Source organism: Nonomuraea basaltis (genome assembly GCF_005893125.1).
Lineage (GTDB): Bacteria > Actinomycetota > Actinomycetes > Streptosporangiales > Streptosporangiaceae > Nonomuraea > Nonomuraea basaltis.
The window spans coordinates 1-13306 of record NZ_VCJS01000294.1 but is presented as its reverse complement, the minus strand read 5'-3'; the positions used below and the strand labels follow the sequence as shown (position 1 = coordinate 13306).

Annotated in this window: 14 protein-coding genes; 5 read left to right on the top strand and 9 right to left on the bottom strand. The window is 67.3% G+C overall.

Annotated features, from left to right (window positions below; genetic code table 11):
- On the bottom strand, positions 1-282 hold a 282-nt coding region (locus EJK15_RS61500; protein ID WP_171075261.1), incomplete at its 3' end, for a response regulator transcription factor.
- A complete protein-coding gene (locus EJK15_RS61495) occupies positions 261-1481 on the bottom strand; it encodes a sensor histidine kinase (protein WP_138719603.1) in 1221 nt (406 codons plus the stop codon). The genes EJK15_RS61495 and EJK15_RS61500, both read right to left, overlap by 22 nt.
- 244 nt (positions 1482-1725) lie before the next feature.
- Here EJK15_RS61495 and EJK15_RS61490 point away from each other — a divergent pair, with 244 nt between their 5' ends.
- Positions 1726-2118, top strand: a complete 393-nt coding sequence (locus tag EJK15_RS61490) for a DUF6326 family protein (protein ID WP_138719602.1) — start codon at positions 1726-1728, stop codon at positions 2116-2118.
- 644 nt (positions 2119-2762) lie between these two features.
- Here the strand turns inward: EJK15_RS61490 and EJK15_RS61480 are convergent.
- Positions 2763-3482 (bottom strand): TetR/AcrR family transcriptional regulator, encoded by a 720-nt coding sequence (locus EJK15_RS61480; RefSeq protein ID WP_138719601.1) that lies wholly within the window; start codon positions 3480-3482, stop codon positions 2763-2765.
- Between the two features lie 201 nt (positions 3483-3683).
- Between EJK15_RS61480 and EJK15_RS61475 the strand changes: the two genes are divergently transcribed.
- Both EJK15_RS61475 and EJK15_RS61470 read left to right on the top strand, forming a co-directional pair.
- Positions 3684-4427, top strand: a complete 744-nt coding sequence (locus tag EJK15_RS61475) for a siderophore-interacting protein (protein ID WP_138719600.1) — start codon at positions 3684-3686, stop codon at positions 4425-4427.
- Between the two features lie 19 nt (positions 4428-4446).
- On the top strand, positions 4447-4815 hold the full coding sequence (locus tag EJK15_RS61470) for an FAD-dependent monooxygenase (RefSeq protein ID WP_138719599.1): 369 nt from the start codon (positions 4447-4449) through the stop codon (positions 4813-4815).
- Positions 4816-5243: 428 nt separating this feature from the next.
- On the opposite strand, the gene EJK15_RS61465 is transcribed toward EJK15_RS61470, so the two are convergent.
- The 5 genes from EJK15_RS61465 to EJK15_RS61440 form a co-directional block, all read right to left on the bottom strand.
- Entirely contained in the window at positions 5244-5624 is a 381-nt protein-coding gene (locus tag EJK15_RS61465; RefSeq protein WP_206061983.1) for a hypothetical protein, read from the bottom strand.
- 861 nt (positions 5625-6485) lie between these two features.
- A complete protein-coding gene (locus EJK15_RS61455) occupies positions 6486-6899 on the bottom strand; it encodes a suppressor of fused domain protein (protein WP_276615567.1) in 414 nt (137 codons plus the stop codon).
- Between the two features lie 200 nt (positions 6900-7099).
- Complete coding sequence (locus tag EJK15_RS78165) at positions 7100-7219, bottom strand: GH-E family nuclease (protein WP_138719604.1); 120 nt, start codon at positions 7217-7219, stop codon at positions 7100-7102.
- Positions 7220-7234: 15 nt separating this feature from the next.
- Positions 7235-8557, bottom strand: coding sequence for an ISL3 family transposase (locus tag EJK15_RS61445; RefSeq protein ID WP_138719597.1), 1323 nt, complete (start codon positions 8555-8557; stop codon positions 7235-7237).
- 78 nt (positions 8558-8635) lie between these two features.
- The gene (locus tag EJK15_RS61440; RefSeq protein WP_138719596.1) at positions 8636-9184 is read right to left on the bottom strand and encodes a MarR family transcriptional regulator; all 549 of its coding nucleotides are present in this window, start codon (positions 9182-9184) and stop codon (positions 8636-8638) included.
- Positions 9185-9423: 239 nt separating this feature from the next.
- Between EJK15_RS61440 and EJK15_RS61435 the strand changes: the two genes are divergently transcribed.
- Entirely contained in the window at positions 9424-10257 is an 834-nt protein-coding gene (locus EJK15_RS61435; protein ID WP_138719595.1) for an NAD(P)-dependent oxidoreductase, read from the top strand.
- A gap of 258 nt (positions 10258-10515) precedes the next feature.
- On the opposite strand, the gene EJK15_RS61430 is transcribed toward EJK15_RS61435, so the two are convergent.
- The gene (locus EJK15_RS61430) at positions 10516-12585 is read right to left on the bottom strand and encodes a polymorphic toxin-type HINT domain-containing protein (protein WP_240777951.1); all 2070 of its coding nucleotides are present in this window, start codon (positions 12583-12585) and stop codon (positions 10516-10518) included.
- Between EJK15_RS61430 and EJK15_RS61425 the strand changes: the two genes are divergently transcribed.
- On the top strand, positions 12551-13306 hold a 756-nt coding region (locus EJK15_RS61425), incomplete at its 3' end, for a lantibiotic dehydratase (RefSeq protein WP_240777950.1). The genes EJK15_RS61430 and EJK15_RS61425 overlap by 35 nt on opposite strands.

The window sequence follows — 13306 nt, the reverse complement described above, 5'->3', positions numbered from 1 at the left end:
GGTGGGTAGTGTTGGGTGTGTATAAGAGACAGGGTCGGGCCGGGCACGCAGCAGCTCGGTGGCGGCCAGGCCGTCCAGCACGGGCATGCGGATGTCCATCAGCACCACGTCCGGGGCGCACGCCTCCACCGCGGCGGGCACCTCGGCTCCGCAGGCCGCCTCGCCCACCACGCTCAGCTCGGGCGAACCGCCGATGATCATCGCCAGGCCGGCCCGTACCAGCGGGTCGTCATCCACGATGAGAACCCGAATCGCGGCGTTCACCTCGGCCACGGCAGCCATGCCCACAACCGGAACTCACCCGCGGCGGTCGGGCCGTACTCCAGCCGTCCACCGGCCAGGCCGGCCCGCTCGGCCAGGCCGATCAGGCCACTGCCGCCGCCCGGGATCCCGGCGACGGCGGTGGCGCCGGCCGGGTTGCGCACCTCGACCGTCAGCCCCTCCCCCGCCGCCCCGCCGACGGCCACCGACACCTGGCCGTCGCGGCCGTGCTTGCGGGCATTGGTCAGCCCTTCCTGCACGATCCGGTACGCGCCGCGCCCGATCGCCGCGGGCGCGGCCGCCGGTTCCCCCACCCGGCAGTCGAGCAGCACCCGCATGCCCGCGCGCCGTGACTGATCGACCAGGTCGGGAAGATCGGCCAGGGTGGGCTGGGGCCGCTCCGGCCCCTCCTCGGACCGGTCGAGGTCGGCGCGGAGCATGCCGATGACCTCGCGCAGATCCTCCAGCGCCCGGTGCGCGCTGTCGCGGATCACCCCGGCGGCCCGGGCGACCTCCTCGGGCGCGGCGTCGGGACGAAGCTCCAGCGCCCCGGCGTGCAGGCTGAGCAGGGACAGGCGGTGGGCGAGCACATCGTGCATCTCCCGGGCGATCCGGTCGCGTTCGGACTGGCGGACCTGGGCGAGGCGCAGTTCCCGCTCGGATTCGACCCGCCGGGCCCGTTCGCGCAGGGACTGCCGCCGGGCTCGTACGAACATCCCCCAGGCGAGCACCGCGGCGACGCAGGCGAAGCCCAGCAGGACCTGCCACCAGGGCGGCACCGGGACGTCCGGCCGGACCAGCGGCGTCAGGAACGGCACCAGCACGCACCCGGCCACGATCGGGCCGGCCACCGCCACGCGCCGGTGCGCCGCGACGGTGAACAGCGCGATCAGCGCCACCCCCGCGGCCGACATCGAATAGACGCTGAACGCCACCGCGACCGCCGCGAAGCCGACCGGCCGGCGCCGGCGCAGCCACACCCCCAGGCAGCTCAGCCCGCCGAGGGCGGCGTCCACCGCGAACGGCACCGGTGCGGGATGCTGGCCGAGGCCTTCCACCACACTGAGCGCCGTGAGGCCGATGGCCAGCAGGAACAACGCCACATCGGCCGCCCAATCGCGCCTGGTGCGTCCGGCCGGGCGCGCCGGGGCGGGCTCGGGGCCGCTGAGCGCGCTGGCGGGGAGCAGGATCCGATGGTCCAGGCCTGCCGGGGTCGTCACGACCAAAGGGTACGGCCGCGCCCGGTCCAGCGGAATCCGACCAAAGTAGATCCCGTACCGCCAACCTTCGGCCATCCGGGCGCCGACCTGCGGCCGTAGCGATGCGCCCGCCCGTCGCGCCAGCCTGTCCTCATGACCGGTACGGGCAGCTTCCGTCATCGCCGGCAGCCGCGCGGAACCGGCCGGGGAATCCCCGGACCCCCGTCCAACGACCCAGAAAGGCGCCGAGGCCGAAATGAGTGACGTGCGAGCAAGACTCTCCACCCTGTGGATCGTCGTCATGTTCACCATGCTCTACGCGGATGTCCTCAGTTTCCTGAACGCCGGATTTCTGCGGGGGCTCCTGGCGGGGCATGCCGAGGGCGTTCCCGTCACCCCGCTGCTCCTGGTGGGATCCGCGGTCATGGTCGAGATCCCGATCGTGATGGTGGTGTTGTCGCGTGTGTTGAAACCGGCGGTGACCCGGCGGGTCACCTTGGTGGCGGTCCCGCTGACCGCGGCGTTCATCATCGGCGGCGGATCGGCGAAACCCCACTACCTGGTCCTGGCCGCCGTGGAAGTGGTGTGCCTGGCCGTCATCCTGCGTCAGGCCTGGCGCATGGACACCTCACCAGCCGTGAGCCGTCCTGCGGGATGAGGCTTCGCCGATGCCGGAGATCGACGCCGCGCTGGTGACCGCGTCATGGAAGCGGACGGTGTATGCCAACCCGGACCTGCCACGGGGCGCGGTGGATCGTGACGCGTACGTGGTGTGCGTGCTGGAGCACCTGATGCGGGCCCTGACGATCAGGGATGTGTTCGCTTCGCCGTCGCTGCGCTGGGCCGACCCGCGCGCCCATCTGCTGGCCGGGGCGCAGTGGGAGGCGATCGCCGAGGACGTGCTGGCCTCCCTGTCGCTCACCGGCCCCGTCCACAAGCACTTGAACGACAAGGCCCTGGCCCTGGACGCCGCCTGGAAGCAGATGGCCGCCCGGCTGGAGGAGGCGGGCGAGGACGCGCTGGTCTCGGTGGTGACTCCGGCCGGGGGTGGGCGGGCCCGGCTGTCGGTGGAGAAGCTCGGCGCGCTCGGCGAGAGCGCGTCGCCGGCGTGGCTGCGGGCCGCCTGCCAGGCCATGCTGCCCCGCATCGACCTGCCCGAGCTGCTGCTGGAGGTACACGCCTGGACCGGGTTCCTGGACGCCTACGTGCACCTGGCCGCCATCTCCACCCGCATGAACGACCTGCCCAGGACGGCGTCTAAAGCCCTGCAGTTACGTATCTCTCCGACGACCGGTGTCGGAGTCATGCCGTTGCGTCGTCGTCGATGCCAAGGGCGACCGCCAGGTCTCGCAGGCACTCTTCGAAGACGGGCTCCAGGTCGGTGTAGGCGAAGTCCAGTTGGTGCAGGATTTCCATGCACAGCAGGCCGTACAGCCTGATCCAGCACGACAGGAAGACGTGGGCGGCCTCGGGCGGCAGTCGCCCATCGATGGCGGCGGAGTAGGCGGTCAGCTGCTCACGCAGGGAGGCGGGCAGGTCGGCCAGGTCGGGCACCGGGAACGGCCGTGTCCGCCACAGCTCGACCGTCAGGTCCAGCAAGACCTGCTCGAAACGCAGGGCGGCCTGGTGGCGCACCGAGTCCGGCCGCCGGTTCGGCGGGGCGATGGGGCTGGCGAAGATCCAGCCGAACTCGGCGGGATGGGCGATGGCCCAAGCGCGCATGGCCCGGCAGACGGCCAGCATGCGGTCGCCGATCGGCGCGCGGGCGCAGGCGTCGCGGGCCTGCTCCATGACGGCGGCCAACTCGCGGAAGAAGTCTGCGGTCACCGCGCCGACCAGCTCGTCGTGGCCGGCGTAGTAGTGGTAAAGAGCCGGGCCGCTCATGCCGACCTGCCGGGCGACCGCGTTGATGGTCACCGCGGCCGATCCCTGCTCGACCAGCAGCCTGCGCGCGGCCGCGTGAATCTCCTCCAGGGTGGCCTGGCGCAGCCTTTCCCGCCTGATGGTGTGTGCGGACATCATCGCCCCTTTTGTCGTTCTGTCGCCGCGATTGACATCTTAGGGCATCTATGTTTCCTTAATGGCTCTAAACAATCTAGAACCTATAAGGAGTGGACATGGAGCCTGTGTGGTGGATCCTTCTCGCGGTGGTGGCGCTGGTTGCGGCCGTGTGGTGGCGGATGTCCAGATCCGCTCACGTCCGGCGGCGCAAGGAGTCCTCACATGGCCCGCACGATGCGTGACCGCTTGTTCGGCAAGTACGCCATGGAAGCGACCGTCACCGTGGCCGAGCAGGTCAACCCCGCCATGCGCCGGATTCGGCTGGAAACCGACCAGTCCGTCGCCTTCTCCTACACCCCCGGCCAGCACGTCAGGATCCAGCTGAAGGACCCGCTGTCGGTGTCGGGCATCCTGCGCCCAGCCGAGACGCTGCGCACCTACACGATTTGGGACCTCGACCCCGGCAGAAAGGCGATCGAACTGCGCATCCACCTGTACGCGGGCGACGGCATCGGACTGAAGTGGGCGCGGGCGGCACGGCCCGGGAACCGGGTGACCTTCTGGTGGCCGCAAGGCGACTTCTTCACCCGCGAGGCCGACTACTACGTGTTCATCGGAGAGGAGACCGCCAGCGCCGCCTTCGGACCGATGATCAGAGCGTTGGGGGCCTCGGCCGAGGTGTACGGCGTCCTGGAGAGCGAGACCCCCGAGCACGACCTGCCCATGCCCGGGACGCCGCCGCTGCGCCGCGTCCACCGCCACGGCGCCCCCGCCGTCGCCTCCCCGGTGCTGCTCGCGGCCGTGGCCGAACTCGACCTGCCGGGCAACGCCGGAGCCACCTACGTGGCCGGGGAGGCGAGAACCTGCCAGCTGGTGCGCGACTTTCTGGTGCGCGAGCGCAACTGGCCACGGGGTTCGATCAAGACCAAGCCGTTCTGGGCCCCGGGCAAGCGAGGCCTGCACTGACCGTCAAGGAGACCTGAACATGAAAGTGATCATCGTGGGAGGCGGCATCGGCGGGCTCGCCACGGCCGTCGCCTTCCATCGGCGAGGCTGGCAGGTGGAAGTCCTCGAACGCGCTACTGAGTTCACCGAGGTGGGCGCGGGACTGACCATCCAGCCCAACGGCCTGCGCGCACTGGACGCCGTCGGCCTGGGCGAGCGTCTGCGCGCCGGTGGGCTGGCCGACCCGCCCGCGGGCATCCGCAGCAGGCGCGGGGACTGGCTGGTCCGCAACGACGTCGAGAACCTGAAACGCCGTTTCGGCCCGTGGGTGACCGTTTGTCGGGTCCTTGGGCAAGCGCGTCAGCGAGTAACGAGGCGAAGTCAGCCAGGGTCTTGTCGTCTGGGCTGAAGACCGGCCGAGGCAGCCAATAGGAAGGAAGATCCACGACCTCAACCTACACACCGTGCTGCCTGTGCAAGTCCTCCAACCGAACCCCACCGGCGAGGCAGCACAAACACATCGGCCCCGCTCCGGGAAACGATCATCCTGTGTTCGGGAAACGATCTTCAGACGTCCGTGAAGCCGCTGGCCAGCACCACTCGTGAACACCCCGGGACAGCTCAGCGCATTGCTGCCGCGCGGCCTCCTCGGCCCGGTCCAGCTTCGTCAGCAGCGACGTCACCATCGCCTCCCTCACGGCAGTCACCCAACCGCCGTCATCACTCAACGCATAGCTGCAACTCCACACTGTAGGCGGCAATGGCATCCCTGACTCCCAAGACTGCAAGATCCCTTCAGAACCTCAGCACCAGCACCGGCGGCCACCGTTGGCACGGTCAAGCCTGCCCGAAGCCGGTGCAGTGGGCGATCGTCGCATCGTCCGCCGCCACCGCATGCTGTGCCTCCGCCTGCCGGACACGGCGAATGATCTCGTCCGGTCCGCTCGACGCCAGGACGGCCATGACCCCTGGCCAGTCGGTGAGCCCGAACCGGTCCACGATGCCGCTGGCGCCATTACTGAGGAGAACGGCGCCGACATGGGTCAGCTCGGAGATCGGACAACTTCCGGTGATGGCCTCGTCTGCCGCCCGTGGGTCATCCTTGGCCACCCAGAAGCCGCCCGGCTGGTTCCGGTTTGAGCGTAGGTCGCTGAGGATCCTGTAGTACTCGTCGCTACCTTTGGCGGCCTCGAGCGCGGGCTCGTACGAGCGGCTCAACGCTGGCGTTCCGGCTCCCCAGGTCGCCGAGTGGGCGGGCCACAGCGTAGACGTGCTCTTGCGCGTCTACGCCAAGTGCATCGTCGGCCACGACGAAGCAGCCAAGCGCCGAATCTCCGATGCTCTGATGTGACGATCAAGACAGCTTAAAAGGCACCCTTCCATCGACGGGTGCCTTTCCAACTGTCCGCGCGTGCGTGGAGAGCACCTGATGGAACTCGGCGGCGCCAGCGAGGAGCCGGGACCATCCCCGCGCTGCGCGACGTCCAGGACGCCATGGGCCACGCCGACCCCCGCACCACTCGTGCCCACGACCCCGGCACAGCCTGGACCGCCACCCCGCCCCCCGCGTCCTGGCCTACCTCGCCGAGCAGTAGCCGGGAGATCTGACCCCTTTGCATCGGCCTGCGCTGGACGGACGTCGACCTGACCGGCGGCACCCTGACCATCCGCCAGACCGTCCAGTACATTCCCGGCGGGTCTGCCCGGTCCTCGCCCCAACCAAGACCGCCAACTCCGAGCGCCGCATCGCCCTGCCTGCCCGTGCATCGCTGCCCTGACCGCTCAGCGCGAACGCCAAGACCGCGACCGCGAAGCCGTCGGAGCGGCCTGGCCCGAGACCGGACTGGTGTTCACCACCCGGCACGGCGCAATGATCAACCCGGTCAACGTCAACCGAGACTTCAAGGCCCTGCTGGAGAAGGCGGGTCTGCGCACGATCCGCTTTAACGACCACCCTGAAACGTAGCCGTCAGAAAACGATCACGACCGCTGTAACCGTCAACATAGCCGTCAAACGGTCCCTGCGGCCCCACCGGAAGCTTATTCGGCGGGGCCTCTCGTGATACAGGAACGCCAAATCTACAACACTGAAGAACGATTCAAATCGAATATGTCGATTGAATTTGCTTCCAATATACCCTCCAACTCCGAAACGCCTTTATCCAAGGCGCATTGAAGTTCGGCGTCGGAGATTGGGACGGCACGGAGCCATGCAACCTTCTTGTCATCCAGCTCCATCGCCTCAAACGGATCATCCCACAAGAAAGGCGACAGGAAAAGGAAGTGCTTCATGTCGCCCGACTCGCCAGGCGTTGTGAGGATATTCGGAAAGATGACACCCGGAGCACAGAATTTACGCGTTGAGATTATTCTTATGGCCGATGCAGCCAAGGCGTTAGCGAAACTTTCGAAGCGACTTTTACATGCCCCCAAGAGCTCGATTCTTAGTGGATACTCTTCACCGCCAGGAACTTCCATGGGAGCGTCCGACAGGCCGAGTCCGACAGGCCGAGGGTGGCATAGGACGTTACTCCTGCATGAGGGACGTCTTGCGCCGCAGCTATATCGACAAAGCCGCGTCCCCGATCGTCATGATAGCGGTGGACACGTGGCCTATTGCCGAAAGCTTCAGCAGTACGCCGCGCGATCGCACGATTGGATGGGCTAGCCGAGGGGCTCATCGTTCTCTGGACTCACGGACCGAAATAATCATCGCTGTGATCCTCCCCTTGATGGCAGCTATTTGAAGATGGTAGTTCCGGGCGATAGTGCGTCGGATCATTAAGTTCATCCAAGAATTGCTTTCGGGGAATGCCGGCTCTTCGAAGTTAAGCGGGGTTGAGGCATCCGCGGCCTTTTCGGGTGGTGGCGCAGCGGGTGCGTAGTCGTTGGTTGTCGGGGTTGCGAAAGCCGTAGGCGTCGCGGGCGACGGTTTTGATTACGCGGTTGGTTCCTTCGGAGCCGGCGTTGGTGATGCCGGTCTGGAGGAAGGCGAGGATTTCTGGCCACCAGGTCTCGATCGTGGTGGCCAGGCGGTGGAGTTCGGGCAGGCCGGAAGCGGCGCAGCGGTCGTAGAAGCGAAACAGCCGCTCGGCGATGACGGTGCGGTCGGGGTGGGTGCGGGCCAGGGCGAGCAGGTCCAGCAGGTCTTCCTTGGCGTTCCAGGCGGCCAGGATCGGCGTGCCGATGCGGCCGAGTGCGTGCAGGTCATCGACCATCGGATCCAGCTGGCGGGCGTGCATGCGGGCGGCGGAGCGGGTCAGCCGGTTGCGTAGTTCCCATTCGCGGTTGCCCTTGCGGCCGCGTCGGCCGCGGATCTGCACGGTGATGCGGCGGCGGATCTCGATCAGCGCGGTGTTGGCCAACTGCACCACGTGGAAGTGGTCGACCACCAAGGTGGCGTGCGGTAACGCGGCTCGGACGGCGGATTTGAAGATGGAGCACATGTCGATGGCGACGAAGGCGACCTGCGCGCGCCAGGAGGGCGGGCGCAGGTCGAGCCAGCTGGTCACGGCGGTGATGGTGCGGCCCTCGACCTGGCCGAGCAGGCCTTGGTCGCCGGACAGATCGACGAAGCCGACATGCCAGCGATCGACCGCGGTCTTCCAGGTTCCGGTGGTCTCATCCAGTACCCACCTGGGGCGGCCGCGGCGGACCTCGTCGATGCCCAGCACTGTGACCGGCTCGGGCTGGTCGGGTAGTACCCGGTGGGCGTGCTGGGTGAACGCCGCGGACACGATCGGCCAGGACAGGCCGTGATCACGCGCCGACTGAATCACCGTGCGCCCGCCGTCACCCACGGCGGCACCGCTGGCCTGACGTAATCGCACGGTCAGCCGGGAGCGGGCCGGAATCTGCGGAACCTGCTCGGTGAACGTCTGGCGTGGGCAGGAGGCCTGGTTACAGCGCCAGCGACGCTTGCGCCAGCGCAACGCACACCGCCGTCCCGCTATCGGCAGGTCACGCGGACGGGTGGTCACCCACTCCTTCACCCGGACTGCGGCGACCCCGCACTGCGGGCAGTATCTGGCTCGTTCATCGGCGGTGGCCAGGTGCACCACCGGCCCGTCCTGTACTCCGTCACCTGCGGCGACGACCTTCGTGACGTCCAGGCCGTCCAGGCCGAGCAGCAGCGTCGTATCGTTGACCATGCTCGTGGCTTCTCTACTGTGATCATCTTGCTTCGACAACAAGAAGGATCACTGAGGGCCACCAGCTCTCTCAAGTCCCTACCGGACACGCGTCTTCGTCTGTCGTTCCGGCTCAGCGGGGGCCGGAGTCGCGCCTGAAGATGAGCTGCCGGCGAGTTGGTCGGTGGCGGTGTGTCCGGCTTCTGTGGTGCGGCGCAGGAAATCGGCGATGAGCTGGAGTTCGGCGCCGGTGTAGTGCTCGCACAGCCGGTCCATCTCGGTGTTCATTCCGGCGAAGAGGCGGTAGAGCTCGGGGTTGCGTTCGCGGCGTGCCTGAACGGTGACGGCGCGGCGGTCGGGGTTGTCGAGGTCGCGATCGCGGGCGATCCAGCCGCCCTTCTGGAGCCGGTTGAGGATGCCGGTCATGGTGGCGGGGTGAAGTCCCGCCTTGCGGGCCAGGGCGCTGGGACTGAGCGGGCCGTGCCGGTTGAGCAGGTCCAGGCAGTTCCAGTCGACATCCTTGAGCTCGGCCTGGGTACCGAGCTGGCGGTTGAGCAATGACAGCTGGATGTTCAGGTCGCGCAGGGCCTCTTTGACCACCCTGACCAGCTGCCGCCGCTGCCGAGCCCCATCTGTTGTGTAACTCATATTGTATCCATCTCATAGGGATATGTATGGTTCTCATATTACATGTGACTCATACGAAATGGGGCTCGCGTTCGAGAGGGCCTGAGATGCACAGGAAGCCCACTGTCTTTGCAGCGACCGGCGGCGTCGGGGGCGGGGGCACGTCGTGCGCCAAGCCCTGGACGCGGACCACCACGTGACCGCGGTGGTCCGAGACAGTCTCACTTCGAGGTGAGCCGCCCAGCGCTCGCCTGACGGTCGTGTTCCTCCTGCTGGCCGTGGCATCGCTCGCACTGACCCCTCGCGCACGCCTGACGCATCGCCACTCGACCACTGAAGAACCTCACGTGCACGTGAGCCCCATCAGCCCCATCAGCCAGATCAGCGAAACCGAGAAAGGCAAACCTCGCATGAAGCTCACGATCTTCGGCCCGACCGGACGCGTTGGACAGCACGTCCTCGCGCAGGCCACCGCCGCAGGCCACCACGTCACGGCGGTCGTCCGGAACCCGGGCAAGCTCGGCGCGGACGCACACACTGCTCCCAACGTGCGCATTGTCACCGCCGACCTGAGCGAGCCCGACCCGGGGGCGCTCGAATCGGCGGTCGACGGAGCCGACGCCGTCCTGTCGGGTCTTGGCCCGCGCAAGAAGGCCGAGCACGGCATCGTCTCCTCGGGGACCCGGGCCATCGCCGACGCGATACAAGCGGTAGGCGCGCGCCGCCTGATTGTCGTCAGCGGTGTTGGCGTCTCGACCGTCCCCACGCCCAGCCGTCCCCATCCACCCAAGCGCGAGCCCGGCGTGGGCCCTGTTATGCAGTACCTGACCACCCCGCTGGCCAAGCGTGTGCTCGGCCACCACTTCGTCGACGTCGCCCTGATGGAGGACTTCCTCCACGGCTGCGACGCGGACTGGACCGCCATGCGCGTGCCACTGATCGTCGACAAACCGCAGACTGGCACCTATCGGACCGCCTACGGGCACAACCTGCGCGCCGCCTTCCGTATCGGCCAGGCCGACGCCGCCCAGTTCATGCTCCAGCTGATCGACCAGCGCCAGGCCGTCGGCAAGATCGTCACTATCGCCTACTGAAGGGCCATCTGGCCGGCCTTGGCGGGCACCACCACAATCGGTGGTGCCCAGGGCCAGCCGGCGCGGGAGAGAACGCGCGGCCTTGCCGCGGTGCCGTCCCGCTCAATTGATCTTTTCCATTACTGACGACTTCCGGACACAGAGATCACCATCACCCGGCGTCACCCACCAGGCCATCCGTCTCGAAACCAAGATCAGAAGCGCTTGCTACATCGGAACCGGAACGTACGCCAGGCCAGGCCGGACTTCAAACCCCGATCAAGTTCGAAGAGCCGGAATGCCTCGATCAATGGCGCTCTGTCGGTGTTTTCTGAATTCAAAACCTGGCTTATGTCCCATATCCCAGCGCTCGTCTGGGTCTAGAATTGCACCAGCAAGGGGGTCATGAACCAGCCCAGTGTCAGGGTCCATATTCAAATCCCAAGCCTTCTGCCGGACGCCCTTTCGGAACCCGTTGGGGCGGCGATAAGAATCGGGATCGTCGTTATGAACAAGGATAGCCTGGTCGCCTGCGAGCACGTGGTAGGTGTGCAGATCGTCGACGGTCAGGTTGTAGACACTCTGGACGGCTGTCCGCGCTTCGGTGGCCGTGATCTGGACGTAGGTGCCTGCGGACGTTCGCAGCCACATTCCGGGCTGCAGTCGCCCAGCATCAACCCATTTCCGTAGATCCGGCACCCAGAACGGGTGGTTGGCGGTGGCGGTGATGTCCTCGGTTGCGGTCCCGCGGGGACCGTCGACGTCTACGGTGATCTTGACGAGGTGCTTGGTGCCATCACCGGTGATCAAGGTGGTGACCGGCTTGGCGGCCGTGCGGCCGGTGGTGGCGTCGGCGGCCATGACGAGGTCGCCGACCTTGATGTCCTCGATGGATTTGTAGCTGCCGTCGGCCATCAGCACCAGGGTGCCGGGCACGAAGCTGTTGCCGCCCGGCATGCAGCTGCCCGTGTCCAGGCCGGGTGGGACGTTCGGCGGCAGGTCGGGGGCGACGTCATCGAGGATGGCGTCAACGATGGAGTCGGTCGTCGTCTCCGTGATGTCTTCGAAGACGTCCTTCTTCCAGCCGTCGGAAGAGTCGCCGCGCCCGATAGAGGAGGAGTCGGAGTAGTCGACGCCGGAGTGCCCGCTGTAGCTGCCCTTGCAGGGGCCGGTGCGGCACTGCTCATCGATCCGTTCCTGCCTGGTTTTCCTGGGGGGCAATGAGGAGCTGATGCTATTTCTGGACGAGCCCGTGGCGAGCTGCTTCTTCGGCTGCGTCGGCTTCTTCTCGCGTGTCTTGGGTTTCTTCACCTCGGGCGAGCAGTTGCGGGTGCAACGCCGCTCGCTGGGCTTGTCCAGGTCTCGGGCGCGGCCCGCCTGGTCATCGTCATCACCGTCTGATCCGTCGCGGTCCTTCTTGCAAATGGTCTTCTTGCAAACCTTGCCGGTGGTTCTGGTCGAAGTGCCGGTGCCGTCCTTCTTCCCAGTGCCGGTGCTGGTGCCGTTCTTCTTGCCAGTGCTGGTGCCGTTCTTGCAGGCCTTGCTCTTGCAGGTGCCTCCGCCCCCACCATCGACCCATCTGTTGGAAACAGTACGTTCGGTCTTCGCGTATTCATCTCTGGCCCGCGTGTAATACTTGTCGTAATATTCACGCTCTGTCATACCGCTGGCTTCCGCATTACGCACGGCCTGGCAAGCGGAGCCGCTCCCACAGTATTTGTCAGCCCATCCTGATGGCGTTTTTCCTGCTGGAGGGCGCGGCATGTCCAGGTTGACGCGGACGTGAGGATCGTGGCCGGACGGGTCCTTTTCGCCGAGCGGGTCGCCTTGGCCGTAGGGGTAGCGGTTGAGGCGGCTGGACGGGTCCGGGGACAGGGTCCAGTCGTCGCGGGAGGCGAATCCGCCGGTGCCCGGCACGTACCAGCGGGCGTGCATGTTGACCTTGCCGGTGTCAGGGTCGGTGTACTCGCCTTGGTAGCCGAGCGAGCGCTGGGTGCCGGTGCGGGCGATCGGCTCGCCGAAGGGGCTGTAGGCGACCGAGTCGACCAGCGCGGTGCCGGAGTAGGTGGCCACCACGTCGTCGTGCTGGTCGGACATCACGCCGAGCGCGGGACCGGTGCCCTCTTGGAGGCTGAGCAGCCGGCCGTAGGGGTCGCGGCCGTACTTGCCGGTGATGGCGCCGGTCTGGTCGGTGACGGTGGTGATGTCGTTGGCCAGGCCGGAGTAGGTGAAGCGGTTCTCGCCGGTGCGGGAGGCCTCCGTAGACGTACGACTGGACGCCGACGTGCGGCTGCCCGGGACGGTCGCGATCGAGATGGAAACCGCGGCAACCGCGCTGGCCAGGCTCACGCCCAACCCGGCCGGAACCGGGGCATGGCGGCGCTACACCGAGCAGTTCGCCGCCCGGTGGGGCGAAGGCGCCGAGGTCCGCCTGGAGCAGCTCGTCGACCCCGACAACGGGTTGGGCCTGCCTGACGGGTTCAGCTTGGTGTCCGAGCCGCCCCGGCCGATGTCGCGACGCGACCGGCTGCTGTTGGAGCTCGCCGGGACCGCCGCCATCGAAGGCCGCCGGGCGATGATCCTGTCCGAGACGCTCCTCGAGGAGCTGGAGGCCGCCGCGGGCGAACCGCCCACCGCCCTGGCCCCGCACTTCGAGGTGTGCGCCCAAGTCCAAGCCCGTTCGCTCCCGGCGCTCGACCGGGGCGACTTCCGCGTCCGCGTGCACACCGTCTCCAGGGCGGCCGGCACGATGACAGGACGATTCCGGCACCAGTTCCCGCAAGCCCCCGACCAGGCGACTCTTCCCACTGTCGATCCCGTCGCGGAACTGGCCCAGTTGTCGTTCCATCCCTCCCGCGTCGAGGCCGACCTGCTCACGCGCACCCCGCAGGTTCTACCGAGGCTGGTCAGCGTCGGCGAGTTCCGCGGCAGCGACGACACGGTGCTGTTGCCCTCTGATCTGGTCGTGGGTCTGCGCGGCAGTCACCTCTACCTCGCGGTGGCCGCCACCGGGGAGCGCCTGGAACTGCTCACGCCGACAGCGATCAACTTCGTGTGGAACAACTTCACC

Excerpts from the sequence above, each read along its gene's own strand:
- EJK15_RS61475 (WP_138719600.1), top strand. The coding sequence starts at position 3,684 with ATGGCCCGCACGATGCGTGACCGCTTGTTCGGCAAGTACGCCATGGAA.
- EJK15_RS61470 (WP_138719599.1), top strand. The coding sequence starts at position 4,447 with ATGAAAGTGATCATCGTGGGAGGCGGCATCGGCGGGCTCGCCACGGCC.
- EJK15_RS61440 (WP_138719596.1), bottom strand. The coding sequence starts at position 9,184 with ATGAGTTACACAACAGATGGGGCTCGGCAGCGGCGGCAGCTGGTCAGG.
- EJK15_RS61480 (WP_138719601.1), bottom strand. The coding sequence starts at position 3,482 with ATGATGTCCGCACACACCATCAGGCGGGAAAGGCTGCGCCAGGCCACC.
- EJK15_RS61445 (WP_138719597.1), bottom strand. The coding sequence starts at position 8,557 with ATGGTCAACGATACGACGCTGCTGCTCGGCCTGGACGGCCTGGACGTC.